Origin of the sequence: Celeribacter ethanolicus, from assembly GCF_002407265.1 — a bacterium.
Lineage (GTDB): Bacteria > Pseudomonadota > Alphaproteobacteria > Rhodobacterales > Rhodobacteraceae > Celeribacter > Celeribacter ethanolicus.
This window is the reverse complement of the sequence record NZ_CP022196.1, coordinates 933441-957801: the sequence shown is the minus strand read 5'-3', so window position 1 is coordinate 957801 and position 24361 is coordinate 933441. Positions and strand designations below refer to the sequence as shown.

Annotated in this window: 23 protein-coding genes; 16 read left to right on the top strand and 7 right to left on the bottom strand. The window is 63.0% G+C overall.

The genetic code is table 11. The features are described from left to right. Nucleotides 1-10: 10 nt before the first annotated feature. Nucleotides 11-1606, bottom strand: a complete 1596-nt coding sequence (gene glpD, locus CEW89_RS04670) for a glycerol-3-phosphate dehydrogenase (RefSeq protein WP_096807131.1) — start codon at nucleotides 1604-1606, stop codon at nucleotides 11-13. 221 nt (nucleotides 1607-1827) lie between these two features. Between glpD and CEW89_RS04665 the strand changes: the two genes are divergently transcribed. Then, nucleotides 1828-2808, top strand: a complete 981-nt coding sequence (locus tag CEW89_RS04665; RefSeq protein WP_096805078.1) for an NAD(P)-dependent oxidoreductase — start codon at nucleotides 1828-1830, stop codon at nucleotides 2806-2808. Nucleotides 2809-2818: 10 nt separating this feature from the next. Beyond that, nucleotides 2819-4513 carry an adenine deaminase gene (gene ade, locus CEW89_RS04660; protein WP_096805077.1) on the top strand — a complete coding sequence of 565 codons (1695 nt, stop codon included), beginning with the start codon at nucleotides 2819-2821 and terminating at the stop codon, nucleotides 4511-4513. 2 nt (nucleotides 4514-4515) lie between these two features. Here ade and CEW89_RS04655 read toward each other — a convergent pair whose 3' ends face one another. Then, complete coding sequence (locus tag CEW89_RS04655; protein ID WP_096805076.1) at nucleotides 4516-4854, bottom strand: hypothetical protein; 339 nt, start codon at nucleotides 4852-4854, stop codon at nucleotides 4516-4518. A gap of 170 nt (nucleotides 4855-5024) precedes the next feature. Here CEW89_RS04655 and CEW89_RS04650 point away from each other — a divergent pair, with 170 nt between their 5' ends. Further along, nucleotides 5025-5213, top strand: a complete 189-nt coding sequence (locus CEW89_RS04650) for a hypothetical protein (protein ID WP_096805075.1) — start codon at nucleotides 5025-5027, stop codon at nucleotides 5211-5213. 2 nt (nucleotides 5214-5215) lie between these two features. Here the strand turns inward: CEW89_RS04650 and CEW89_RS04645 are convergent, their stop codons facing one another. From CEW89_RS04645 to CEW89_RS04635, 3 genes are read right to left on the bottom strand one after another with little or no spacing between them, the layout of a single operon-like run. Next, complete coding sequence (locus CEW89_RS04645) at nucleotides 5216-6160, bottom strand: NAD(P)-dependent oxidoreductase (protein ID WP_096805074.1); 945 nt, start codon at nucleotides 6158-6160, stop codon at nucleotides 5216-5218. A 30-nt stretch (nucleotides 6161-6190) separates the two neighbouring features. Further along, nucleotides 6191-9568, bottom strand: coding sequence for an efflux RND transporter permease subunit (locus CEW89_RS04640; protein WP_096805073.1), 3378 nt, complete (start codon nucleotides 9566-9568; stop codon nucleotides 6191-6193). Continuing rightward, the gene (locus tag CEW89_RS04635; RefSeq protein WP_096805072.1) at nucleotides 9568-11067 is read right to left on the bottom strand and encodes an efflux RND transporter periplasmic adaptor subunit; all 1500 of its coding nucleotides are present in this window, start codon (nucleotides 11065-11067) and stop codon (nucleotides 9568-9570) included. The genes CEW89_RS04640 and CEW89_RS04635 overlap by 1 nt, the downstream gene beginning before the upstream one ends. Nucleotides 11068-11597: 530 nt before the next feature. Here CEW89_RS04635 and CEW89_RS04630 point away from each other — a divergent pair. The 3 genes from CEW89_RS04630 to CEW89_RS04620 are packed head-to-tail and all read left to right on the top strand — an operon-like array spanning nucleotide 11598 to nucleotide 14539. Next, complete coding sequence (locus CEW89_RS04630) at nucleotides 11598-12653, top strand: TRAP transporter substrate-binding protein (protein ID WP_244906160.1); 1056 nt, start codon at nucleotides 11598-11600, stop codon at nucleotides 12651-12653. A 41-nt stretch (nucleotides 12654-12694) separates the two neighbouring features. After that, nucleotides 12695-13207, top strand: a complete 513-nt coding sequence (locus tag CEW89_RS04625; protein WP_066709478.1) for a TRAP transporter small permease subunit — start codon at nucleotides 12695-12697, stop codon at nucleotides 13205-13207. A 6-nt stretch (nucleotides 13208-13213) separates the two neighbouring features. Then, the gene (locus tag CEW89_RS04620; protein WP_096805070.1) at nucleotides 13214-14539 is read left to right on the top strand and encodes a TRAP transporter large permease; all 1326 of its coding nucleotides are present in this window, start codon (nucleotides 13214-13216) and stop codon (nucleotides 14537-14539) included. Nucleotides 14540-14612: 73 nt separating this feature from the next. On the opposite strand, the gene CEW89_RS04615 is transcribed toward CEW89_RS04620, so the two are convergent. Then, nucleotides 14613-15185, bottom strand: a complete 573-nt coding sequence (locus CEW89_RS04615; RefSeq protein WP_096805069.1) for a nuclear transport factor 2 family protein — start codon at nucleotides 15183-15185, stop codon at nucleotides 14613-14615. 242 nt (nucleotides 15186-15427) lie between these two features. On the opposite strand from CEW89_RS04615, the gene CEW89_RS04610 reads away from it, so the two are divergent. The 8 genes from CEW89_RS04610 to CEW89_RS04575 are packed head-to-tail and all read left to right on the top strand — an operon-like array spanning nucleotide 15428 to nucleotide 22184. Beyond that, nucleotides 15428-16591 carry an amidase gene (locus CEW89_RS04610; protein WP_096805068.1) on the top strand — a complete coding sequence of 388 codons (1164 nt, stop codon included), beginning with the start codon at nucleotides 15428-15430 and terminating at the stop codon, nucleotides 16589-16591. Continuing rightward, entirely contained in the window at nucleotides 16588-17739 is a 1152-nt protein-coding gene (locus tag CEW89_RS04605) for an acyl-CoA dehydrogenase family protein (protein ID WP_096805067.1), read from the top strand. Before CEW89_RS04610 ends, CEW89_RS04605 begins: the two co-directional genes overlap by 4 nt. A gap of 57 nt (nucleotides 17740-17796) precedes the next feature. Further along, nucleotides 17797-18159 (top strand): hypothetical protein, encoded by a 363-nt coding sequence (locus CEW89_RS04600; protein WP_066709303.1) that lies wholly within the window; start codon nucleotides 17797-17799, stop codon nucleotides 18157-18159. A 23-nt stretch (nucleotides 18160-18182) separates the two neighbouring features. Beyond that, nucleotides 18183-19460, top strand: coding sequence for an aromatic ring-hydroxylating oxygenase subunit alpha (locus tag CEW89_RS04595; protein ID WP_096805066.1), 1278 nt, complete (start codon nucleotides 18183-18185; stop codon nucleotides 19458-19460). Beyond that, a complete protein-coding gene (locus tag CEW89_RS04590) occupies nucleotides 19457-19951 on the top strand; it encodes an aromatic-ring-hydroxylating dioxygenase subunit beta (protein ID WP_096805065.1) in 495 nt (164 codons plus the stop codon). Before CEW89_RS04595 ends, CEW89_RS04590 begins: the two co-directional genes overlap by 4 nt. A 2-nt stretch (nucleotides 19952-19953) precedes the next feature. Further along, nucleotides 19954-20712: an SDR family NAD(P)-dependent oxidoreductase gene (locus tag CEW89_RS04585; RefSeq protein WP_244906196.1), complete on the top strand. Its 759-nt coding sequence runs from the start codon at nucleotides 19954-19956 to the stop codon at nucleotides 20710-20712. 2 nt (nucleotides 20713-20714) lie between these two features. Further along, on the top strand, nucleotides 20715-21677 hold the full coding sequence (locus CEW89_RS04580; RefSeq protein ID WP_096805063.1) for a PDR/VanB family oxidoreductase: 963 nt from the start codon (nucleotides 20715-20717) through the stop codon (nucleotides 21675-21677). Between the two features lie 3 nt (nucleotides 21678-21680). Next, nucleotides 21681-22184 (top strand): flavin reductase, encoded by a 504-nt coding sequence (locus CEW89_RS04575; protein ID WP_066709288.1) that lies wholly within the window; start codon nucleotides 21681-21683, stop codon nucleotides 22182-22184. A 17-nt stretch (nucleotides 22185-22201) separates the two neighbouring features. Here CEW89_RS04575 and CEW89_RS04570 read toward each other — a convergent pair whose 3' ends face one another. Then, a complete protein-coding gene (locus tag CEW89_RS04570) occupies nucleotides 22202-22690 on the bottom strand; it encodes a MarR family winged helix-turn-helix transcriptional regulator (RefSeq protein WP_244906159.1) in 489 nt (162 codons plus the stop codon). A 118-nt stretch (nucleotides 22691-22808) separates the two neighbouring features. Here CEW89_RS04570 and CEW89_RS04565 point away from each other — a divergent pair, with 118 nt between their 5' ends. Both CEW89_RS04565 and CEW89_RS04560 read left to right on the top strand, forming a co-directional pair. Next, on the top strand, nucleotides 22809-23843 hold the full coding sequence (locus CEW89_RS04565; RefSeq protein ID WP_096805062.1) for a TRAP transporter substrate-binding protein: 1035 nt from the start codon (nucleotides 22809-22811) through the stop codon (nucleotides 23841-23843). Further along, the gene (locus tag CEW89_RS04560; RefSeq protein WP_198403496.1) at nucleotides 23840-24361 is read left to right on the top strand and encodes a TRAP transporter small permease; all 522 of its coding nucleotides are present in this window, start codon (nucleotides 23840-23842) and stop codon (nucleotides 24359-24361) included. The genes CEW89_RS04565 and CEW89_RS04560 overlap by 4 nt, the downstream gene beginning before the upstream one ends.

Here is a 24361-nt window from a genome sequence, read left to right as displayed (position 1 = left end):
AGGCTGAGGTTTAGAGATCGGCAAGCAGTGGGACGTTCTGGCGCATCCAGTCGTCGATGGCGGCGATCTCGGCCGCCGTCAGGCGCAGGCCCAGCTTGGTGCGCCGCCAGATCACATCGGCCACGTCGCGGGCGAATTCCTCGCGGATGAGATAGCGCAGCTCGGCCTCCGTCAGACCATGGCCGAAATCGCGGCCCATGTCGGAGGGGCCAACCACATCCTCGAAGATCGCGGCGGCGTTGCGGCCATAGAGATGCACGAGCCGGTCGGCGGCCTCGGGCGACAGGAAGGGAAATTGCAGGGTGAGCGAGGTCACCTGTTCGAGATCGTGGCCATAGGTGAAACCGCCGGGGAGCGGCGCGCCTTTGGTCCACGGATTTTTCATGACGAAAAACGGCGTGAGCTTGGCAAGCGCCGCCTCGGCGAGTTTGCGGTAGGTGGTGATCTTGCCGCCGAAGACATTGAGCAAGGGCGGGCCGTTTTCATCGAGCGACAGGACATATTCGCGGGTCGCTGCCGTGGCCGTCGAGGCGCCGTCTTCATAGAGCGGGCGGACGCCTGCGAAACTATGGACCACATCGGCCTGCGTCAGTGGTGTTTTGAGATATTGGTTTGCGAAATCAAGCAGGTAGCGCTTTTCCTCAAAGGTCGCCTCGGCCACCAGAGGGTCGGCCTCATGGGGCGCTTCCGTGGTGCCGATCATGGTGAAATCGCGCTGATAGGGCAGGAAAAAGATGATGCGGCCATCGGAGCCCTGAAGGAAATAGGCCTTGTCGTGTTCGTAGAGCCGGTTGACGACGATATGCGAGCCGCGCACGAGGCGCACGCGTTCGGTCGAATTGACGCCGATGACGCCGGAGAGAATGTCGGCCACCCAAGGCCCGCCCGCATTGACCAGTGCCTTTGCGCGGAAGGTGCCTTGGCCCTCGACGTCGATTTCCCAGTGATCCGCCTCACGCCGCGCCGAGGTTACTTTGGCGCGGGTCATGATTTTCGCGCCGAGAGCGCGGGCGTTCATGGCATTGAGCACGACGAGACGCGCGTCATTGACCCAAACGTCGGAATATTCGAACGCGTGTTTGAACATGTCTTTCAAAGGCGCGCCCTCGGGGCGACCCGTGAGATCATAGCCGGTGGTTCCGGGTAGAATTTTGCGCTTGCCGAGGTGGTCATACATCCAAAGCCCGACGCGGATGATCCAGCCGGGGCGCTGGCCTTTGAGCCAGGGCATGGTGTATTTCAACAGCTTCGAGATCGGCGTGTCGGCGTCGAACCGCATTTCTTTCGAGATCGGCAGGACAAAGCGCATCGGGAAGGCGATATGCGGCATGGCGTTGAGCAGCACTTCGCGCTCTTCCAAAGCCTCGCGCACAAGACGCATCTCGCCATATTCGAGATAGCGCAAGCCGCCGTGAAAGAGTTTGGAGGAGGCCGAGGAGGTCGCCTGCGCCAGATCGCCCATTTCGGCCAGAGCCACCTTGAGGCCCCGGCCCGCCGCATCGCGGGCGATGCCACAACCATTGACGCCGCCGCCGATGATGAAGAGATCGAGAAGGTCGTCGTTTTGAGTGTCAGAGGCGGGGGAGGCCGGGTTGGGGGAGGTCATGTCACGCTTTGCAAAATGAAACTTGTCGGGGTTCACGGTGACCCTAGGCTCGAAATTGTCAAGAAAAGGTTTTTTGACCAGAGCTTTAGGTCCTCGATCGCAGGGGTCTTGGGCGCGCACGGGTAAAAAACAGGTTAAGACCGGTGCGCAAAAGAGACAGGCTTGTCATTTCCGGGCCAATGGGAGACCTTGGGTGAAAGTCCATCAAGAGGCCGCGCCCTATGAAATTCTTTCCCATGTTCCTGCGCATGACCGGGCGCGATGTCGTGATCATCGGCGGCGGTGAGACGGCGGCGCAAAAGGCGCGGCTGATGCTCAAGACCGAAGCGCGGATTGTGCTGGCGGCACCGGAGCTGGAGCCGGAACTGGCGGCTTTGGTGACCGAGAGGCGCGCGGTCCAGCACTCTGGCGAAATCACGGATGAGCTGTTCTCCAACGCCGCGCTGGTCTTTGTCTGTACCGAGGATGAGGATTGCGATGTGCGCATGGCGCAGATTGTTCGCGAGGCTGGCGCGCTGGTGAACGTCGTGGATCGGCCCGATCTTTGCGAAGCGAACACGCCGTCGCTGGTGGATCGCGATCCTTTGGTGGTGGCGATCGGCACAGAAGGCGCGGCCCCGGTTCTGGCGCGCCAGATCAAGACCCGGCTGGAGGAAATGCTGGAGCCACGTCTGGGCGAGTTGGTGGCGCTTGGCGGGCGGCTGCGCGACGCGGTGGCCAAGGACGTGCCGCGCGAGAAACGCCGGGCGTTCTGGCGCTGGGTTTATCACGATGCGCCACGCAATCTGTATGCGCGCGGGGCCGAACGCGAGGCGGCGGAGCGGATCAAGGCGGCGATTGCGGCGGGCGGGGCGCCCGGCGATGCGGGGCGTGGCGCCGTGGCGCTTTTGCCGGTGGGCAGCCCGGACCCGGACCTGTTGACGCTGCGCGCCGTGCAGCGGTTGCAGGAGGCCGATCTCATTGTCTGTGCCGAGGCGGAATTTGCCCCGATGCTGGAACTGGCGCGTCGCGATGCGGAACGGGTGATCGTGGGGCAGAGCCATGGCACGGAGGGCTGGCTTTTGTCGGACCAGCGTCATGTTGTTCTGCAAGATTATGAAAAAGGCGCGCGGGTCGTCTGGTTGGTGCCAAGGCGCGATGCGGAACGGGCGGCTTTGGGTCTGCCCGAGGATGTCGAGCGCGTGCCGGCGGTGCGGGTTTAAGGAGGCGGAAATGGCGGATCTGGAACATCGGATTGCGGTGGCGCGGGGCGAGGAACCCGCCGACATTGTGCTCAAGAATGGCTCGATCTTCGATCTGATGACCGGCGAGCTGATTGTCGGCGATGTGGCCATCGTCGGCGACCGGATCGCGGGCGTTTATGAACGCTACGAGGGCAAGCGCGAGATCGACGTGACGGGCAAGGTGATCGTGCCGGGGTTCATCGACACGCATTTGCACATTGAAAGCTCGCTGGTGACGCCGTTCGAGTTTGACCGCTGCGTCCTGCCGCGCGGTGTGACGACGGCGATTTGCGATCCGCATGAGATCGCCAATGTCATTGGCCTGCCGGGCATCCGCTATTTTCAGGCGGCGTCCGAACATACGCTGATGTCGATCCGGGTGCAGCTGTCGTCCTGCGTGCCGTCCACGCATATGGAAACGGCGGGGGCGGAGCTTTTGGCCGGGGATCTGGCCGAGGTGATGGGGCATCCCTCGGGGATCGGTTTGGCCGAGTTCATGAATTACCCCGGCGTGATCTACCGCGCCCCCGAGGCGATGAAGAAAATCCGGCTGTTTGAGGATGGGCATATCGACGGCCATTGTCCGCAGCTTTCCGGTACCGATCTCAATGCCTATATCGCGGCGGGCATTCGCACGGAGCATGAGGCGACCACTGCCGAAGAGGCGCGCGAGAAGCTGCGCAAGGGGATGCGGGTTTTGATCCGCGAAGGGTCGGTGTCGAAGGATATGCACGCGCTGCAACCGCTGCTGACCCATTTGACCGCGCCCTATATGTGCCTCTGTACAGATGACCGGAACCCGCTGGACATTGGCGAGTATGGCCATCTGGATTACGTCATCCGCACATTGATTTCGCTCGGAAGTCCCGCTCTGGCGGTGTACCGCGCGGCCACTCTTTCGGCCGCCGAAGCTTTTGGGTTGAAGGATCGCGGCATGATTGCGCCCGGCAAACGGGCCGATGTTGTGGTGCTGGACAGTTTGGAAAACTGCAAGGCTTCCATGGTCTTCGCAGGCGGAGTTGAGGTGACGGACGAGGCCTTTGCGGCACGCGGCCATGTGGCGCCTGTGGCGCGCGGCTCGGTCACGGCGCCGAAGGTTGTGTCGGAGAATTTCCGCGCTGGTGGCAACCGCGAGGAGGTGGACGTGATTGGCATCATCGAGGGCAAGATCATCACCGAGCACCTCAAGGAAACCGTGCCGATTGTCGATGGCGACAAGGCGCCGGACCCGGCGCGCGATCTGTCCCGGATCACGGTGATCGAACGCCATGGCAAGAACGGCAATATCGCCTCGGGCTTTGTCAAAGGCTTTGGGCTACAGGCGGGGGCGATTGCCTCGACCGTCTGTCACGATCATCACAACATCGCCTGCGTTGGCGTCGATTACGCCGATATGGCGCTGGCGGCGAACCGGTTGTCGGGGATCGAGGGCGGGTTTGTCGTGGTCCGCGATGGCAAGGTTCTGGCCGAGCTGGCGTTGCCGGTGGCGGGGTTGATGAGCCTTGAACCCTTCGAAGTGGTGCGCGATCATTTGGTCGATCTGCGCGCGGCGGCGGCCTCTTTGGGCGTCACCCTGGAAGAGCCGTTTTTGCAACTGGCGTTTCTGGCGCTGCCGGTCATTCCGGCGCTCAAGATCACCGACCGGGGCATGGTGGACGTCACCAAATTCGAGATCATCGCCTGAAGTCAGTCGATCTCGATCCGCTCCACCGCATCGTGGGCAAGCGTGAGGCGTTTGTAAAAGTTGAGCCGCCACGAGCGGGCCTCAACCTCGTAGCAGGTGTTCGCGTCGAGGGTGATCGCCCAGGCCGGATCGCGGCGGGGATCCTCGCGTTTGCGGGCGATCAGCACGAGCGGCGGGGCGCTGTCGTCACAATGTGCAAGGCTCAAATGATCGAGCCGGTGAGTGGCTGTGACCGACAGGGTGGCCGTGGGGCCGCGCCCTGTGCCATAGCTCCGATGGTCGACGACGAAGCCGTAACAGCCCGCGAGCAGAAGTGCCGAGAGCATTGCAATGCGTGTCATTTTGGGTCCCTTGAGGTGTCGTGAAGACCGTAAAGGATCGTGGTCATAGGGGAAGTGGGTTTCCGTGTTGCAAAAAAGTGAACCGTTTCGTTCATTTTTAGTGGTTTCTCATATTGACGGTTTTGTCAAAACGCCCACATAGAGGGCGAAACTTCATGAGGAGCTGTGAGATGACAAAGCTGATCCTGCCTGTGGCGCTTGCCGCGCTGACCCTTGCTGCCTGCGATCAGGTGGAAAAATACCCGGTGTCGCAATGCACCACCGCCGACCATTACCCGGTGGCCTGTCAGGCGATCGAGGAGGGCGTCAGCCCGGCCGATCTCGAACCGGTCGACGTGCCGAATTTCACCGGGGCGTAATCTCAATATCCGCGGGTCAGATCGACGACATCCGTCATCGGTCGGCCCGCAAGCCATGCGTCGAGATTGGTGAGCATCTTTTGTTCGAAGCGGGCGCGCTCCGACAGGCCGCCCTTGTAGGATTCATGCGGGGTCAGAAGGACCTTGGGATGAGTCCAGATCGGATCGGCGGCGGCGGGCGGTTCGGGATGGGTGACGTCGAGCGTCGCTTTGCTCAGGCGCCCGTCATCGAGTGCCTGCAAGAGCGCGCCCTGATGCACCAGCGCCCCGCGCGCGACGTTGATCAGATGCAGCCCGGGCTTGGCCTGCGCGAGCAGGGCGGCATTCACCAGGCCCTCCGTCTCGGGCGTCAGAGGCATGGCGATCACCACATGATCGGAGGTGGCCATGACCGCTTCGGGCGTGGCGCAGGGTGTGATCCCCTCCGGAACCTTGCGCCACGGCCCGCGCCGACAGGCCAGCACCTCCATGTCAAAGGGCCGCGCGCGTTTCGCCACCGCTTCGCCAATCGCGCCATAGCCGATCAGGCCAAGCGTCTTGCCCTCCAGCGTGCCGAATACCCGCGTGCCCCAATCGGCGAGAGAGGTCGTGCGCGCGCCGTAAATATCCTTCTCTACCAAGAGCATCGCAGCCATGACATATTCCGCGATCTGCGGCGCGCTCAGGCCGCGACCGTTGGTGATCACGCGGCCCTGCATCAGCCAGTCGGGGTAAATCTCGATCCCGGCGGAAAAGGTCTGAACCCATTTCAGCGCCGGAAGATTGACCACCTCCGGGGCCTTGAGCCAGGACCGGAAAGCGCGGGTCACGAGCGCCTGCGCGCCTTCGGGCAGGTCCCATGGCTGCTCGCGGTCGAAATGGTCGATCACCCGCGGCAGGGAGGGGTGCGCGCGGAGCGTCTGGCCGAACTCCGGGTCGATCTGGTTGACGATGACGGGCTGGGTCATGCGCTTCTTTCGAAAGGATTTTCGGCGAGCTTACCGGGAAGGCGCAGGGCGGTCATCCCCCATTTTCCGGCTCAGCCGGAGAAAGCCCCAAGCGAGCACCAGATCGGCCAGAAGCGTCACGATCAGGCTTGACAGGAGCGGCGGCAGGCCCGGCAGGGGGATCAGCGCCGTGCCGGTCAGCGCCCAAGGCAGCATCAGCACCAGAGTCACCGCGATGACCGCCAAAGCCGTGCCCCCCGCCGCCCGGCGCAGGCGCTCGGGCATCCGGTGGCCCCGGATCAGATGGCGCAGGCTGGTGAGCCGTTGCGACAGATCGTTCTGGACCAGCAAAAGCGCGGGCACCAGGAGGAGCACGATGAAAAAGCCGACGGTGAGGCCATAGACCAGCGTCACCACCGTGGGTTTGAGAAACAGCGACTGACGGCTCTGCTCATACATCAGCGGCGCAAGGCCCAGAACGGTGGTGAGCGTGGTCAGAAGGATCGGGCGCAATCGCTCGGTCGCGCCTGAGACGGCGGCACGCAGGATCGGCATGGTGCGGGCGTTGTCCTGAATCGTGGTGACCAGAACGATGGCGTCATTGATGATGATCCCGGACATGCCGATGAGGCCGATGATGGTAAAGAGCGACATGGCGAGGCCGAACTGCGCATGGCCCCAGACCGCGCCAATGAGGCCGAAGGGGATGACGGCCATGACGATCAACGGGCGGGTCCAGCTCCCGAAGACCCAGCCCAGGACGAGGTAAATGCCGAGGATGCAGAGCATGAACCCGACCATCGCCTCGTCGAGGAAGGCGTTCTGTTGCGACACCAGCCCGCCCAGATCCCAGTCGAGATCGTATCGCGCGGCGATCTGCGGCAGGATCTCGTCGTTGAGCGCGCGACCGATCTCGCCTGCGCGGACCGGATTGTCCTCGGAGAGCGCGCCGGTGATGCTCACCAACTGCCGCCCGTTCTCGCGCGAGATGGTGGAGAAGGCGAGGCTGCTCTCCGCCGTGACGATCTCGCCCAGCGGCAGCCATTGCCCCTCCGGGCTCTGCATCAGCGTGCTGTCGAGATAATCGGCGGTGCGTTCCGCTTCGGGCACTTTGACGGTCACTTCGGTGGTGCGCGTGCCCGCCGGGAATTCCGCCGCCGTCAGACCGTTCAAACGCCCGAACAGCTCCGCGCCGATCGCTGCGGTGGTAAAGCCAAGCGCCTCGCCGGTGGGGGTCAGGTCGAGCCGGATGTCCTCGCGGCCATAGGGCAGGCTGTCTTGCAGCCCGGTGACTTCGGGGAACTGGCCGAGGGCGGCGATGAGATCGGTGGCGGCGGCTTTCAGGCGGTCGCTGTCGGTGCCGTAGAAATTGACCGAAAGCGAATCCCCGCCGGGGCCGACGCCCTGCGAACGGAAATTCAGAACCGCGATCCCCGCCGGGCGTTTGATCTCCGCCATCAGCTCGCGTACGAGGTCCTGACCGGAGAAGTCGCGTTGATCCGCGCCGACGAGGCCGATGTCGATCGAGCCCAGCGTGTCGGGGTCCATGGTGTCCTCGCCGGGAATGCCCTTAGCCGCCGTGCCGCCGACCTGTGTGAGGATATGCACCAGCGGATCGAGGCCGGTTTCGGCCTCATGGGCGGCACCGACGGCCTTGGCTGCGCGGTCGAGTTCGCGGGTGAAGGCCAGCGCGTCCTCGCGGGTGGCGCCGGGGAGGAAGGCGAAATTGCCGGTCACCGAACTGCGCTCGGGGGCGGTGAAAAACGCCCATGGCACCGAGCCGCGAAGCACCTGTGCGACCGAAAGCGACAGGAGCAGCAGCATCGCGGCAACCACCGGATAGCGCAGGCGCAGGACGAGGGTCATGAAGGGGGCGAAGCCGCGCTCCGAGATCCAGGTAAAGCCGCGATTGAACTGGCGCGAGGGCCAGTCGTACCACCGTTCTTTCGCGCTATGCATCAGGGCGTGGCGCATGTGATGCGGCAGGATCAGGAAACTCTCGACGAGGGAAGCGGCGAGAACGGCGGCGACCACATAGGGAATGTCGGCGATCAGGCTGCCGAATTCGCCGCCGATGAACAGAAGACCGACAAAGGCGAGGATCGTGGTGGTCGTCGAACTGAACACCGGACCGAGCATCCGCCGCACGGCGTTGACCGGCGCGAGGTCGGGGCTTTCACCCAGCCGCCGCGCCCGGTGGTCGGCATGTTCGGCCACGACGATGGCGTCATCGACCACGATGCCCAGAGTGATAATCAGGCCGAAAAGTGACATCATGTTGAGGGTCAGCCCGCCAACATACATGACGCCGATGGCGGCGAGCATGGAGACCGGAATGCCCATCGCGACCCAAAGCGCCGTGCGCGCCGAGAGAAAGAGAAACAGCACCACAAGCACCAGCGCCAGACCGGAGATGCCGTTTTTCATCAGGATGTCGAGCCGGTCGGTGATGTCCTGGGCGCGGGCGTTGATCAGTTGGACGGAGACGCCCTCGGGCAGTTCCGGCACCATCTCGTCGGCAATCCGGCGCACGGTGGCTTCCATGCCGATGGCATCGCCTTGCGCCGTCCGGTCGACGCGGATCAAGACGGCGGGGAGGCCGTTGACGGCATAGGCCTGACCGGCGTCGGAGCGGGTGGTCTCTATGGTGGCAAGGTTGCGAAGGTAAAGTTTCGAGCCGTCCTCGTTGACCCGGATCACCAGATCGCGCAGCGCATCCGCCTCGCGGGTGTCGCGCCCGGCCGAGAGCCGCGCGCCGTTGTCGCCGACGTCGCCCGCAGGCCGGGTGTCGACCTGGCGCGCGATGGCCGCCGAGATGTCGCTCAGCCCGATGTCATGGCGCACGCGGGCGGCCTCGGACACGCTGACGTCGATCTGCGGGGCGGCGACCCCGGTGATCGAGCTGCGGGTCAGACCGGCGCGGTAGAGCCGGGCGACGAAATCGTCACCGATCTGGCCCAATTGCTCCGGGCCGATGTCGCCCCAGATCATCACCTCGGTCACCTTGTCGCGCCAGACACCGCGCCGCACGACCGGCTCTTCGGTATTCTCCGGCAGGCTCTTGACCGTCTCGACCGCCGCTTTCACATCCTCGGTCGCCCGCGCCATGTCCCAGCCGGGATCGAGGGTGAGGGTCAGGGTGGTCGAGCCTTCTTTCGACACGGCGGTGGAGCTTGCGACCCCTTCGACGCCTTGCAGCGCGGGCTCCAGAAGGGCGACGACGGCGCGGTCGATCTCCTCGGGGCCGGCGCCGTCCCAGTCGACGGTGACGGTGACCGTGTCGACCACCACGTCGGGAAAGAATTGCGAACGGATTTTCGTCGAGGAGACGAGGCCAAAGGCCAGCATCAGGACCATGACAAAGGCCGCCGCGGTGCGGTGGTGGGTGAAATAGGCCAAGAGGCCGGAAGGCGTGCCGGGCGCGGCCATCACTGGCCTCCCGCGATCATGGCTTCGAATTTCTCGACGGTGGCGCGCGGCACCTCCGGGCGGCTCAGCTCTTCGAGGAATTGCGCTTTTTTCTCGGGCTTCATCTTGTCGCTGGCCTCGATGAACGCAACGATCGCGGCACGGCGGGTGTCATCAAGGGCGATGGTGTCCGCCGCCGGGGCCGGGGCTGGGGTTGCAGGCGTGGCGGAGGGCGCGGTCTCGGTCGCAAGCGCGGGCACCACTGGTGTCACCACGATCCCCGGCCCGAGTTGTAGCGCGCGGGCGGTGACATATTGCCGACCGAAGGGCACATCCGCGACGATCAGGTCGTCGCCCTGATGGCGCAGCAGAGTCACGGGGACCTCTTCGAGCCGGTTGGCCGCGCCGATCAGCAACATGCGCCCGTCGGTGGTGACGGCGCTGGCCGGAATGCGGGCCACATTCGACAGCGGCTTTTCGGGGATGCGCAGCGCCACGAAATCGCCGGGTTGCACAAGGCTCGGGTCGGGATCGGTGAGGCGGGCGTAGACCAGCCGCCCGACCTGACCGTCCTCGAGCGCGACGGCGGTGCGGTCGAGCCGGGCGGGGACTTCGGTTTCCTGTCGCCCGCGCTGGATCAGCACCGTGATCTCCGCCTTGCGCAGCGCGCCCGCGTCATTGAGGAGGCGAGCGTATTGATTGCCGGTGAGGCGAAAAGCGACCTCGATCTGCCCGGGATCGACCAGCACCCCCAATTGTTCGTTGACCGACACCAGCCCGCCGGGCAGGGCGGTGACTTCGGAAAGCACGCCGTCGAAAGGCGCGCGCATTTCGGTGTCCGACAGGGCACGGGCGGCCTCCCTGAGGGCGATCTGGCGGCGCTCCAGCAGGATCTGCGCCTGTGCGAGCTGCGCTTCGTTGCCTGCGACCGCCTGTTGCCGGTTGATCAGGGTCTGTTCGGCGGCAGCGCGGGCCAGAGACGCGGTCTCAAGCGCCTCCGCCGTCGCCACGCCGCGCTCGCGCAGGTCGAGCTGGCGGGCGTAGGCCTGGATGCGCAGATCGCGCTGGTCCTCTGCGGCCTTGGCTTCGAGCCGTGACAGTTCGAGCGTGGCGCGCATCTCGTTGAGATTGGCCTCCGCCTCGGCGACATCGGTCTGCGCGAGCTCATAAGCGCTTTGTAGTCTGGCCGGGTCGATGCGGTACAACAGATCCCCCGCCGCAACCCGCCCGCCGTTGCGAAAACTCTCCGGCAGTTCGATGAGCGTGCCCGCCACCGCGCTGCGCAATTCGAGCCGGTGCGCGGCCTCGAGACGACCATAGGCGGAGATCACCGGGGTGAGGGTTTCGGGGGTCAGGGTGGCCACGTCGACCGTATAGGCCCGCGCTTTCGGGCTGCGCGTGGCGGCATTGGTTTTCGGGCCGGTGGCGGCCTGATAGACGAGACCGCCTGCGGTCAGGGTGAGGGCGAGGGTGGCTCCGAGAATGGCGAGGCCTGCCGCCGAACGGGTGCGTGTGGCCATGGCTGGGTCTCCGAAATGGATGTGCGTTTTTGAATGTGTCGGGGTCGAGAGACCATGCGCGCGTCTCTCGGGTCAAGGGCGATCTTCCCCGTGCTGCGATCTGCCCCATGCGATTTCCCTGTCTTTATCAGGCCCCTATAACCTGGGTTTATCTTGACGGGGACGGGACGGATGCCGGGAAATGCCGCGCGTCAGTGGTGGTTTCTGTGACGATTTCACTCTGAGCCACCGAGCTCCGTGTGGGAGTCTGGCATGCTTGTTTTTTGGGCAATATGTGCCTTGTCATCTATTTTTCAGGAAAACCATTTGACAGGTGTCTCGGATGTCGGTCAATTATTACGGTAATAATAACGTAAAACTGCCGGAAGTTCCGGTCAAACGCACCGTCAAACCTCCTGCCGGATACGGCCCGCTCCTGTCTCGGGGCGACCGGTTCCGTGTGGTGGCTTTCAAGGTCCCAAACCTGCAAGACCGCGCAGGTCCTGTGTTTGTCCGAGGGTGTGCCGGCCCCATCCAACTGGAGACGTGAGATGACTGCACCGATGAAAACGACCCTGAAAAACAGCCTCGGGAAGACCCTCGGCGCGCTGGCTGTGACGGCGGCGATGGCGACCCCGGCACTTGCCGGCGGCACCAAGCTCGACATCCAGAGCGCCTGGCCGCTGACTATGCCGGCTTCGGGTGCCAATGCGGCCTATCTCGGCGAAAAGCTCAACGAAGCCTCGGGCGGGGCGCTCGATGTGTCGGTTTACGGCGCGGGCAAGCTGGTGCCGTCGCTGCAAATCTTTGACGCGGTGCAACAGGGCTCGCTCGATGCGGGGATCACCTCGCCCTTGTATGTGGCGGGCCGGTTCCCGGCAGTGCAACTCTTTGGGGGCATTCCCTTCGGCCCCGATGTGCTGACCCACACCGGCTGGCTCTACGAGGGTGGCGGCGCCGAGATTTGGGCTGAAATCTACGCCAAACAGGGCGTCAAAACCATTCCCTGCGGCCTCATGGATAGCGAGGCGGGCGGCTGGTACAATTTCGAGATCAATTCGCTCGACGATCTGAAGGGCAAGAAGATCCGTTTTGCCGGTCTCGCAGGCGAGGCCATGGCCAAGGTCGGCGCGTCCATCGTGCTTTTGCCGGGCGGCGAGATCTATCCGGGGATGGAAAAGGGCATCATCGACGGCACCGAGCTGTCGATGCCCGCCATCGACATCACGCTGGGCCTTCAGGACGTCGGCAAATATTACTACCTGCCGGGCTGGCACCAACCGGCGGCGATGAACGAGCTGATCGTCAATATGGCGAAATGGGACAGCCTCGATGAGAGCCAGCAGACCCTCATCGAAGAGACCTGCAAGGCGGTGAACCTGACCTCCGTGATCTCGACGCTCACGGCCAATGGCGATGCGATTACGACGTTTGAAGAGGCCGGTGTGGAGATCAAGAGCTTCCCGCCGGAGGTGCTTGAGGGCCTGCACACTGCCTTTGACGAGGTGATTGCCGAACAGATTGCCGCGGACGAAGATTTCAAACGGGTCTGGGACTCGCTTGAGGCCTACCGCGCCAAAACCGCCGCCTGGTCCGAACGCCGCTGAGAAAGATGCGCCGGGGGCAGGGGCCTCCGGCGCGCATCGTCATGACCGCACTCATTTCCTATACCGAACGGTTCATCGCCGGGATCGGTCGCATCGGCAGCCTGTTCCTGCCGCTTCTGATGCTCACCATTCTGGTCAATGTCTTCTCCCGCTATGCGCTTGGCCTCGGCTTCATCCAGCTCGAGGAATTGCAATGGCATCTCAACGCCATCGCCGTGATGTCCTGCCTCGCCTGGGCCTATCAGAAGGACGTGCATGTCCGCGTCGATGCGTTTCACGCCAGGATGTCGCCCACGGCGCGGGCGATTGTCGAAGTGCTCGGCGTCGTGTTCCTGCTCCTGCCTTTTCTGTGGTACGTCACCGGCTCGGCCTGGACGATCTTCAAGTATTCCTGGAACCTCAAGGAAGGCTCTCCCATGCCCTCGGGCCTGCCGGCGCGTTACCTGATCAAGGGCGTGATGGCGGCGGGGTTGTCGCTTCTGTTCCTGCAAGGGGTGGCGATCCTGTTGAAATCTCTTCTGTTCCTTTTCGGACCCAAGACGTATCGGGAGTGAGTTGAGATGGATGTTCTTTTCGTTTTTCTGCTGTTCTCGACCTTTCTGGTGGTGATGTTCTCCGGCTATCCGATCGCCTTTGTTCTGGGCGGGGTGGCCGTGGGCTTTGCCTCTCTGGGCACCATGCTCGATTATTTCTCCGTCGATGCCGATATGGCGTCTCTTCGGATGATCGGCTTTGTCGCCAACCGGATTTTCGACACGCTGTCGAGCTATTCGCTGATCCCGATGTCGATGTTCGTGTTCATGGGGATGATGCTCGACAAATCCGGCGTGGCGGAGCGTTTGCTGACCCGAATGCATTCCTTGCTGCGGGTTGTCCCCGGCGGCATGGCGGTTTCCGTCGTGCTGATCGGCGTCGTTCTTGCGGCCTCCACCGGCATCATCGGCGCCTCCGTCATGTTGCTCGCCACCATCGCCATGCCGGCGATGCGCGGGGCGGGGTATGACGACCGGCTGGGGCTGGGCGTTGTCGGTGCGACCGGCTGTCTCGGCATTCTCATCCCGCCCTCGATCATGCTTATCGTCATGGGCGATCAGTTACAGATTCCTGTGGGCGATCTGTTCCGTGGCGCGATGATCCCCGGGCTTTTGCTTGCCGTCGCCTATGTGGTCTATGCGGTGATTTATGCCATCCTGCACCCTGACCGCGCGCCCGCCCGTGCGCTGGAAACAGGGCGTGGCGCGGGGGAGATCCTGCGCGATCTGCTCGGTTCGCTGGTGGCGCCGCTTTTGCTGGTCATTGCTGTGCTGGGGTCCATCGTCTTCGGCATCGCGACCCCGACCGAGGCCTCGGGCGTCGGGGCGGCGGGCGCGACCCTGATCGCGGTGGCCTCCCGGCGGCTCAGTTGGGCGGACTTCCGGGAGGTCTGTGAAGGCACCGGGCTGACCACCGCCTTTCTCTTCGCGCTGATCTTCGGGGCGTCGTGTTTTTCGGTCGTGTTGCGGGGCTACGGCGGCGACGAGTTGATCGAAGGCGCGCTGCACGCGATCCCGCTGCCACCGACAGGGACGCTGATCCTCATTCTGTTCATCGTTTTCCTCTTGGGCTTCTTCCTCGACTGGATGGAGATCATCCTGATCGTCGCGCCGCTGGTTCTGCCGGTGCTCACGGCCTTGGGTCACGATCCGGCATGGGTGGCGATCCTGATGGCGATCTGTCTGCAAACGTCCTTCCTGACCCCGCCGGTGGGTATGGCGTTGTTCTATCTGAAAAATGCTGTACCGGATGTGGAGATTACCCAGATCTACCGCTCGGTTCTGCCCTTCGTGGCGATGCAGATCGGCATTCTGGTGCTTACGCTGGTTTTTCCGAAACTGGCGCTTTGGTGACGTCGGCGGGGATCGGACTGCAGACACAAAAAAGGGCGCCGAGGGGCGCCCTTTTTTGTGTTTTGAGAACCGCTTACGGTTTCATCAACACGGATTTCGACGGGTAATCCGACGCCCAGGTCGCCGGAAGCGGCGCGACGAACACGTTCTCCGTCCGGTTGCGGGTATAGCGCCAGACGCCGTCGTCGCATTTCTTGAAGGCGTTGAACAAACGCGACGAGCGCAGCAGCGCCTTGCCGTCAGAGAATAGCCAGGGTTGCATATGCACCCATTGCCCGGTCGCGGTGAGGCCGTCGTCCGCGACGTGGATCTGCTCAGAGGTCACATAATGGCAGTTGAGGATCAGCGCCGGATCGGTCTTGCCGCCCCAGAAGCCTTCGAAATGCTTGCGCACGGCCGCCTTGCCCTCGGCGCGACCGAACTGGCCGTCGTAATATTCGCCGACGCCTTCCCAGACGGCCTCCTCAGAGAACAGCTCCATGATCAGGTCGATGCGTTCCGCGTCGTCCTTGACGCCATATTCCGGCAGCGGCGTGTCGCAGAGGAACATGTAGCGCATCTGGACGTTGCGGACTTCGTTTGCGGCTTCGAGATTCTCGATGCGGCGGGTGAGGGTTTCTATCGTGTGCGTGGTGTCTTGTGACATCTCTGTCCTTTCTTGCGCGACTCGCGCTCCCTGTGGTCAAGACACGCCCTGCCTGTTTTTTGATCTTTGGTGGGAGGGTGTGCCAGGATTTAAAGCGGTAAAATTACTGTAAATGTTTTTTACGAAATGAGAATGTTTGGGTAAAGGATTTATTTCAGTTTTCACTTGACCTGTCGTCTTTTTGCGTGAAAGTTACCGTAAAGAGCCGCGAGAACGGCCAAGACCCGCAACAGGGAAAGAAGATGAACGCACAGACTCCCAGCGCCGCGACGCTGGTCGGAGAGCTGTCCCTTGGCGGGGGCGGTCCGACCGTGGTCGTCAAGGATTGTATTGATGTCGAAGGCACCGTCACGGGCTGTGGCTCGCGGGCTTTCGCATCGCAGCCGCCCGCCGCACGAAACGCCGATCTGGTCGACGCCCTGCTGGAGGCGGGATGCAGGATCATCGGCAAGGCCAATATGCATGAGATCGCCTTCGGCATGACCGGGGTCAACGGTTTCACCGGCACGCCGGTCAATCCGCTCTGGCCGGATCGCATTCCCGGCGGCTCGTCTTCCGGCTCTGCCGTGGCCGTGGCCGAGGGGCTTTGCGATTTCGCCGTGGGTACCGATACCGGCGGCTCGGTGCGCCAGCCCGCCACCTGCTGTGGCGTGATCGGGATCAAACCGACCTATGGCCGGGTGAGCCGCAAGGGGCTGACACCCGTGCACAGTTCGCTCGATTGTCCGGGCATTCTGGCGCGGGACATGGACATGCTGGTGCGCGGCATGACGGCGATCGACCCGACATTCGTGCCGGAAAAGCTGCTCCATGCGCCGAAACTGGGCCGGATCAAATCCGAAGGAGTCGACGCCGAGGTGGGCGATCCGCTGGTTTACGCGCTGATGGACGCCTATCCGGACATGCCTTACGACATCCTGCCTTCGTTCGAGGCGGCTTTCGACGCGGGCATGGTGGTGATGTCGCATGAAATGGCGCAGGACTTCGGGCCGATGCTGGATCAGGGCGCGCCCTTCGGGCTGGACATCGCTGCACGGCTCAGGAATGCCCGGAAAATCACGGACGCGCAGCGTGCTGAGGCCGAAGCGGTCCGCACCCGCTTCACCGCCGAGGTGGACGCGCTTCTGGAGCGTTATGACGCCCTGGTCACACCCTCGCTGCCGACCGTGCCGCCGACGCTTGCCGAGGCTCAGGACCCGCAGAATGTCCTCTCGCTCACCCGGTTTCAGCGCCCGTTCAACCTTTCGGGCCATCCCGCCATCACACTGCCTGCACGTTCGAACGCCGGTCTGCCCATCGGGCTCCAGATCATCGGACGCAAGGGCGAGGACGCCAAGCTCTGCGCCGTTGCGCGCTGGATCACGTCCTGCATCCCGCTGTTTCAGTCAAAGGACCGTAACCAATGACCTATCTTTCGAAACTGGCTTTTGAACAGGCCGACACGGCCGCCTATGTCTCCGTGTTGGATGAGATCCGGGCACGCCGGGCCGAATTTACCACACTGCGACATGTGCCGCTCGACATGGTGAAAAAGCTGCAACAGATCGGCGCTTACCGCGCCTTTGTGCCTGCGCGCTTTGGCGGCGATGAACTGAGCCCCGCCGATTTCTGCCGTCTGATCGAGGATATTTCCGCCGCTGACGCCTCCACCGGCTGGGTGGCGTCCTTCGGGGTGTCCGCCACCTATCTCGCGGCGCTTCCGCCCGAAACTTACGCGGCGATTTACGGCAAGGACCCGGACACGGTGTTCGCGGGGGCGATGTTCCCGCCGCAAAAGGCCGAAAAGGTCGCGGGCGGGTTCAAAGTGTCGGGCCGCTGGCCGTGGTGCTCGGGCATCATGGGGTCTTCCATCGTCGGCATGGGGATCAAGGTTGAGGGCGATGATACGCCGCTGCCGCGCGTGGCCGTCATGCCGCGCGACAAGGTGACGGTGGACGAGACATGGAACACCATCGGCCTGTCGGCGACCGGATCGCATGACGCTGTGGCCGAGGGTGTGGTGGTTGCGCCCGAATGGACCTTCATCCGGGGCGGCAAACCGCTTCTGGACGATGCGATCTTCCGTTTTCCGGCGATGGCGCTCGCGGCGCAGGTTCTGGCCGTCGTGGCCTTGGGGGCGGCGCGCGAGGCCTTGGATTTCCTCGTCGAGGATGCCCGTCAGCGCGCCTCGATCACCGGTGCGCCGAACCCCGGCGCGCGGCCCTATGTGCAGGCGGAATTCGCGCGTGCGCAGGGCCTTCTGATGGGTGCCCGCGCGGCGTTCTACGACACGATCGAGGCCGGTTGGGACGAGTTGAAAACCACCGGAGAGGTCAGCCCGGACATGAAAATCCGCCTGCGCCTCGTGGCCAGCAAGGCGGCCCGCGACGGCGCCGAAGCCGCGCGTCTCGCCTTTGTCATCGGCGGTTCCGGCGTGATGGCGACGGGGCACACGCTTGGCCGCTGCATGGTGGATGCCGCCTGCGTGGCGCAGCACGCCTTCATGGGCGAGGGGACATGGACCGCCGCCGGGGCCGGGTTCTTCGATCAGCCGACCATGCCGGGTTACCCTTAACGCCTGCGCAGTTCCCAGACATATTGCAAAGATTTTCCTTCAGAGAGGACCAGAGACATGAGCGACCAGAAACCGATCCGCACCCTGTTGTGCTTCAACAACCACGCCGCGTTTTTCAGCCTGCCGTTTGACCAGATCGGGCCGGTCTGGAAAGCCACCCAAGAGCTGATGTTTAAGATCGACCAGATGGAAGGCGTCGAGATCGTCGGCACTTTCGACGACGACCAGACCTTTGTCGGCGCCTCCGTGGGCTTTCCCTACACCTGGTACATCATGGCCGATTTCCCGACCCGCGAAGATGTCATGGCGGCTTGCAACCTTCTGCGCACCATCGTGGTGGGTGAGGGCAACGATCGCCTTTGGAAATACATGACCGTCGAGGCGCGCATGGGCCGTGCTCTCGAAATCCCGCAGCTTTAAGTCCGCAACGTAAGGAGGACGACATGTCTCTCGATATGCCGAAATTCAGCGATCTCGACGTGCTCTACGACGAGAAGAACGCCAAGGTCGCCACCGAAATGTACGAAGATCCCGAGCTCTTCAATGAAGAGATGGAGAAGATCTTCAAGAACACCTGGGTCTGGGTCGCGCATGAAAGCGAATTCCCCGACAAGGGCTCTTTCAAGCTGTCGCAGGTCGGCCTTGAGCCGGTGATCGTGGTGCGCGACCGCAAGGGCAAGATCCATTGCATGGTCAATCGCTGCCGCCACCGCGCCGCCACCGTCTGCGAAGTGAAGAAGGGCAAGACCTCTTCCTTCCAGTGCCCCTATCACGGCTGGGGCTATGGCCTCGACGGTTCGCTGCGTGCGCTGCCTTATCCGGAGCAATACGGCGACGATTTCGACAAATCCCAGCACGGTCTCGTGAAACTGCGCACCGAGGCCTATAACGGCATGGTGTTTGCGACCTTCAAGGAAGACATCGAGCCGCTCGAGGACTTCCTCGGCGAGGGCGTGCGCAAATATATCGACCTGTTCATGAAACAGGGCGGCGGTTTCCCGGTGAAGGTGCTGGGCGAACATCAGTTCTCCGTGCCGATGAACTGGAAAGTCCAGCTTGAGAACACCACCGATGCCTATCACTTCCCGATCGTGCACAAGAGCTTCATGCAGACGCTCGACGGCGCGACCGAAGAGATGTTCGACTTCCTCGACAAGGGCGTCGGCTATGTCGAAGATCTGGGCAACGGTCACTCTGTCATGACCATGATCCCCGAACTGGTCGATCTCGACGAGAACCTCGATGCGCCGATCCCGGAACGCTTTGCCGATCTGGCGCAGGAGCTGCGCGATGAGGGCTACCCGGAAGATCAGGTCAAGAAAATCGTCCGTGCGGTGAGCGGGGCGGGGTTCAACCTCAACCTCTTCCCGAACGTGTCCTTCTCGCTCGCCTTCTTCCGCGTGCTGACCCCGATCAACGTGGAGCAGACCGACATCCGTCACATCGCCATCGGCATGGACGGCGGCCCGGAGGCCGCGAACCAGGCGCGCATCCGTCTGCATGAACACTTCCAGGGACCGATGGGCTTTGGCTCTCCCGACGATGCCGAGGTTTGGGAACGCATCCAGCGCGGCACCAAGGGTGGCCCGGATCTCAAGATCCTCGTGAACCGGGGCATGGTCGACGAGGAGCCGGGCGAGTTCGGCCCGCGCGGCCATATCTCCGCCGAAACCGGCATGCGTGCCGCTTACAAAATGTGGAAAAGGATGATGGCGCAATGACCGAGATGAGCAAAATCGACACCAAATCCATGCTGGCCGATGTCACGGCCTTCATCTGGGCCGAGAGCGCCATGCTCGACCTGAAGGAATATGACGACTGGCTCGATCTGTGGACCGACGACGGGCTGTACATCATGCCCATCGGCGACACGGTGGATTTCAAGAACTCCGTCAACCTGTGTTACGACAACGCCAAGATGCGGCGTGACCGGGTCGGTCGGTTTCATGCCGGGTTCTCGATTTCCTCCGCGCCACCCGCGCAAACCGTGCGCACCCTGTCGCGGTTCCGGATCGAGGCCGCGGAGGGCGATCTGATCACCGTCTCCTGTGCCGAACATCTGGTCGAAGACAAATTCGGCCGCCAGCGCATCTGGGCGGGCAATGTCGAATATATCCTCAAAGTCACCGAAGGCGGGTTCCTGATCCAGCAAAAGGTGATCCGTCTTCTCAACTCCGATGGGATGCTGAATTCGTTCAGCTATTTGTTCTGATGGTGGCCCCTTTGCCTGAGAAAATCCAAACCGCTATTGTCACGGGCGGGGCGCGCGGCTTCGGCGCCTCCGTCGTGCGCGCGCTTCACAAAGCGGGCTACCGCGTGGTGATCGCCGACATCAATCCCGGCGAGGAGGCGCAAGCTCTCGCCTCCGAACTGGACCTTGCGGGCGAGACCGCCGTGACCGCCACGCTGGACGTTTCCAAGCCCGCGGATTTCCAAAGCGTGCTCGATAAATGCATCGAGCGCTACGGCTCCGTCGAGGTGTTGGTGAACAACGCCGCGCGCACCATGGCGCAGCCGCTGATGGAGATCGACCCAGCCACGTTCAATGACATCATGGCCACCAACGCGGGCGGCACCTTTGCCGGCAGCCAGATCTTTGCGCGCCACTTCAAGGACCGCGGCTATGGCCGGATCGTCAATATGGCCTCTTTGGCGGGGCAGAATGGCGGCACGGCGACGGGCGCGCATTATGCCGCCTCGAAAGGTGCGATCCTGACCCTGACCAAAGTGTTTGCCCGCGATCTCGCGCCGTTTGGGATCACCTGCAACGCCATTGCGCCGGGTCCGATGGACACGCCGATGGTCCGGGGCGTTCTGGGCGACAAGATCGAGGCGGCGATTGCCAATATTCCGGTGCAGCGTCTCGGCGATCCCGAGTTCGTGGCGCAGATGGTGGTGATGCTCGCCAGCCCCGAAGCCGCCTTCGTCAACGGCGCCTGCTGGGACGTCAACGGCGGGCTTTATGTGAGATAGTGATGACCTATAACGCACAAAACCTCAAAGTCATCGCCCGGATCGACGACAAGGGTGACATCGCCCGCATCCGCTTTGCCCCGGAGGCCGGCGGCGCGATCCTGCCCTATGAGGCGGGGGCGCATCTCGATCTCTACCTGCCGGATCTCGACATGTGGCGGCAATATTCGCTCTGCTCGGACCCGGCTGAGACCGGGTTTTACGAGATCGGCGTCTTGAAAGACCCGCAAAGCCGGGGCGGTTCCGTCAAGGTGCATGAGACGGCTGTCGAGGGCGCGGTCTTCACCGTCGAAGGCCCGCGCAATCACTTCCCGCTCGATGAGACGGCGGAGACCACCGTGCTTTTGGGCGGCGGCATCGGCATCACGCCGATGATCGCGATGGCCAAGCGCCTGCACGCCATTGGCAAGGATTTCACCCTGCATTACTGCACCCGTTCCGAGGGCGTCACCGCCTTCATGGACGAATTGAAGGGCTGCGGTTTTGCCGACAAGGTGGTGTTCCATTTCGACGATATGGACGCGGCGCAAAAGCTCGATCTCAAACGCGATCTTCCCGCACCGAATGCCGCCACCCATCTCTATGTCTGCGGTCCGCAGGGCTTCATGGACTGGGTGATCGACACCGCCGAGGCCGCCGGTCATGCGACGGCCAATGTCCATCGCGAATATTTCTCTGCGGATGTGGAACTCACGGGCGACAGCTTCGAGGTCGAATGCGCGCAATCGGGCGTGACCATCACCGTGGGCCCGGAGGACACCATCGCGAAAGCTCTGGCGCGCGAGGGGATCAAGATCGAGGTGAAATGCGAAGAGGGCGTCTGCGGCACCTGCCTGACCGATGTGCTCTCAGGCGAGATCGACCACCGCGATCAGTTCCTCACCGAAGAGGAGCGCGAGGACGGTGACGTGATCTGCGCCTGTTGTTCGCGGGCCAAGGGGCCGAAACTGGTGCTGGATATCTGAGCCATGACGGAACTGACGGAAACCCAGCGCGATTTTCGCGAAGGCATGAGCCGGCTCGGTGCGGCGGTGAACCTGATCACCACCGACGGGCCGGCGGGTCGGCACGGGCTTGTGGCCTCGGCGGTCTGTTCGGTGACGGATCAGCCGCCGACGCTTCTGGTCTGCATCAACAAAAGCGCCTATGCGCACGATAAATTCGTGGAAAACGGTGTGCTGGCGGTCAATGTTCTGGCCGCCGAGCATCAGGATCTCTCTGGCCATTTCGCGCGCTATGTCGCGGGCGTCGACCGGTTTTCCTATGGCGACTGGCTGACGGAAGCGACCGGCGCGCCGCTTTTGTCGGACGCCAATGTCGCCTTCGATTGCCGGATCACGGGCCGTCAGGAAGAGGGCACGCATTCCGTGTTCTTCTGTCAGGTCGAGGCGGTGCGCCTGTCGGATGAGACCCGACACGGGCTGGTCTGGTTCAGCCGCGACTACCATCACCTTGTGACGGGGTCGCAGTGATGCGGGTGTGCTGCGCCTCAGATCATCCGGGCGAGATCTTTCGAGATCTTCGCGAGGATTTCGTTGAGCGTCTGAAGTTCGGCGGGCGAGGTGTTGTAAAAGCTTTCGTCGCGGATGCGGTTGACCTCGCCGAGCGCCTTGGCGCGCAGATCGTCGCCTTTCCCGGTCAGGCAGACCTCGGTCACCCGGCCATCGGTCGGGCGCACCCGGGTCTCGACCAGACCGGCGGCGACCATGCGCTGAACGATCTTAGTCGTGGTGTTGAGCTTGAGCGTGGAAAACTCGGCGATCTCGGAGACCGACATGTAATCCTGCTCATAGAGCGACATCAGCACGCGCCAGCGCGGCGTGTCGATGCCCAGCGGTTTGAGCCGCTTGTCGAGCGCGCGCATGTAATAGGCATTGGCGCGGTCGATCCAGAAATAGGGCCATGTGTCACGGAAATGTTCCGTGTCTCGCGAGGCATCGGTCAGAGAGGAAGGCATCGGATCGGTCGGCGGGGTCATACATGGCCTCTGTCATACGCTGTACGGCGCACGGGCCGTCCAAACAGCGGGTTTGAACAATAATAAAGTCCGGTAACGGGCGTCTTACCATCATCACTCACCAATAGGGAATGTGAAAATGAACGTGAAACTCAAAAAGATCGCCACGCGGGTCACCTCAGTGGCGGCATCCATCGCACTCTATGCCGGCGTGGCGCAGGCCGAGACGGTCCTGACCATGAATAGCTGGCTGCCGCCGACCCATCCGCAGGTTTCCGAGCTGTTCGTGCCATGGATGGCCGACATCGAACGCGTCACCGAAGGGCGTGTGAAGATCAACATGCTGCCCGCCCCCTTGGGGCCGCCGCCCGCCGCCTTCGATCTGGCGAAAAATGGCGTGGCCGACATTGCCTATTCCGTGCATGGCTACACGCCCGGCCGGTTCAAGACGCCGATGATCGCGGAAATGCCCTTCATGTCCGACAGTTCGGTCGCAACCTCCGTGGCCTTCTGGCGCGTGCATGAGGCGCTGCTCAAGGACGCAGGCGAATATGAGGGCGTGAAGGTTCTGACCCTTTTCACCCATGGTCCGGGGGAGATTTTCTCGACCAAACCGATCGAGACGCCCGAAGACATCTCCGGTCAGAAAATCCGCATCGGCTCGGCTCTGGCGCATTCGATTGCCACCGATCTGGGCGCCGTGCCGGTCGAGGGGCCGTCCTCGAAAGCCTATGAGCTTTTGTCCCAGGGCGTGGCGGACGGGATTTTCTTCCCGTTCGAATCCGTCAACTTCTTCAACCTCAACGACATTCTTGATTACGGCTACACCGTGCCGGGCGGGCTTTATAACACCGCGATGTTCGTGGTGATGAACGAGGCGAAATGGAATTCGATTTCGCCCGAGGATCAGGCCCTGATCGAGCCGCTTCTGGGCGAGGCCTTTGCGCGGCGCGCGGGCGAGATGTGGGACAAGGTCGATGCCGAGGGCCGCGCCTCCATGGAGGGCAAGATCGCGCTCAAGGCCGCCACGCCCGAGGAAATCGAAGTGCTGCGCGACCGTCTGGCACCGATTGTGGCCAGCCAGATCGCCAAGGTGAGCGAAACGGGGATTGACGGGCAGGCGGCCTATGACATGTTGTTCGACGAGATTGCCAAGATCGAGGCCGAAGAATGATCAACCTGTCCGAAAATATTGCCGGACCGCATGAACAAGGGCTGCCTCCCAAGGCAGCCCGACCCATTCACGGCGTGATCGCCGTGGCCTGTGCGGTGCTGCTGATCGCGATGATGGGGCTGACGGTGGTCGATGTACTGGGCCGCTACCTGCTCAACAGCCCGGTGAAGGGCGCGACCGAGCTGACCGAGCTGATGCTCGCGGCGCTGATCTTTCTCGGGCTTCCGGCGGCGACGCTGGACCGGGAACATGTCACCGTCGATCTGATCACCGACCGGCTGCCGCTGGCCATCGACAAGATCCGTCGCCCCATCGTGCTTTTGCTCTCCGTGGGCGTGCAGGTGATGATCGCCTGGCGGCTCTGGGTGACCGCGTCGCAGGTCGCGGGCTATGGTGGCACCACGGCGACGCTGGAACTGCCGGTCGCGCCGATCGGTTATTTTTCGGCGATGCTCTGCATCGTCTCCGCGGTGATCATGTTCGCCGAAATCTTCTACCCGATGAGAGGTAAAAACTGA

Coding starts and splice junctions, on each gene's coding strand:
- glpD (WP_096807131.1), bottom strand. CDS start 1,606: ATGACCTCCCCCAACCCGGCCTCCCCCGCCTCTGACACTCAAAACGAC.
- CEW89_RS04665 (WP_096805078.1), top strand. CDS start 1,828: ATGAAATTCTTTCCCATGTTCCTGCGCATGACCGGGCGCGATGTCGTG.
- ade (WP_096805077.1), top strand. CDS start 2,819: ATGGCGGATCTGGAACATCGGATTGCGGTGGCGCGGGGCGAGGAACCC.
- CEW89_RS04655 (WP_096805076.1), bottom strand. CDS start 4,854: ATGACACGCATTGCAATGCTCTCGGCACTTCTGCTCGCGGGCTGTTAC.
- CEW89_RS04650 (WP_096805075.1), top strand. CDS start 5,025: ATGACAAAGCTGATCCTGCCTGTGGCGCTTGCCGCGCTGACCCTTGCT.
- CEW89_RS04645 (WP_096805074.1), bottom strand. CDS start 6,160: ATGACCCAGCCCGTCATCGTCAACCAGATCGACCCGGAGTTCGGCCAG.
- CEW89_RS04640 (WP_096805073.1), bottom strand. CDS start 9,568: ATGGCCGCGCCCGGCACGCCTTCCGGCCTCTTGGCCTATTTCACCCAC.
- CEW89_RS04635 (WP_096805072.1), bottom strand. CDS start 11,067: ATGGCCACACGCACCCGTTCGGCGGCAGGCCTCGCCATTCTCGGAGCC.
- CEW89_RS04630 (WP_244906160.1), top strand. CDS start 11,598: ATGACTGCACCGATGAAAACGACCCTGAAAAACAGCCTCGGGAAGACC.
- CEW89_RS04625 (WP_066709478.1), top strand. CDS start 12,695: ATGACCGCACTCATTTCCTATACCGAACGGTTCATCGCCGGGATCGGT.
- CEW89_RS04620 (WP_096805070.1), top strand. CDS start 13,214: ATGGATGTTCTTTTCGTTTTTCTGCTGTTCTCGACCTTTCTGGTGGTG.
- CEW89_RS04615 (WP_096805069.1), bottom strand. CDS start 15,185: ATGTCACAAGACACCACGCACACGATAGAAACCCTCACCCGCCGCATC.
- CEW89_RS04610 (WP_096805068.1), top strand. CDS start 15,428: ATGAACGCACAGACTCCCAGCGCCGCGACGCTGGTCGGAGAGCTGTCC.
- CEW89_RS04605 (WP_096805067.1), top strand. CDS start 16,588: ATGACCTATCTTTCGAAACTGGCTTTTGAACAGGCCGACACGGCCGCC.
- CEW89_RS04600 (WP_066709303.1), top strand. CDS start 17,797: ATGAGCGACCAGAAACCGATCCGCACCCTGTTGTGCTTCAACAACCAC.
- CEW89_RS04595 (WP_096805066.1), top strand. CDS start 18,183: ATGTCTCTCGATATGCCGAAATTCAGCGATCTCGACGTGCTCTACGAC.
- CEW89_RS04590 (WP_096805065.1), top strand. CDS start 19,457: ATGACCGAGATGAGCAAAATCGACACCAAATCCATGCTGGCCGATGTC.
- CEW89_RS04580 (WP_096805063.1), top strand. CDS start 20,715: ATGACCTATAACGCACAAAACCTCAAAGTCATCGCCCGGATCGACGAC.
- CEW89_RS04575 (WP_066709288.1), top strand. CDS start 21,681: ATGACGGAACTGACGGAAACCCAGCGCGATTTTCGCGAAGGCATGAGC.
- CEW89_RS04570 (WP_244906159.1), bottom strand. CDS start 22,690: ATGACCCCGCCGACCGATCCGATGCCTTCCTCTCTGACCGATGCCTCG.
- CEW89_RS04565 (WP_096805062.1), top strand. CDS start 22,809: ATGAACGTGAAACTCAAAAAGATCGCCACGCGGGTCACCTCAGTGGCG.
- CEW89_RS04560 (WP_198403496.1), top strand. CDS start 23,840: ATGATCAACCTGTCCGAAAATATTGCCGGACCGCATGAACAAGGGCTG.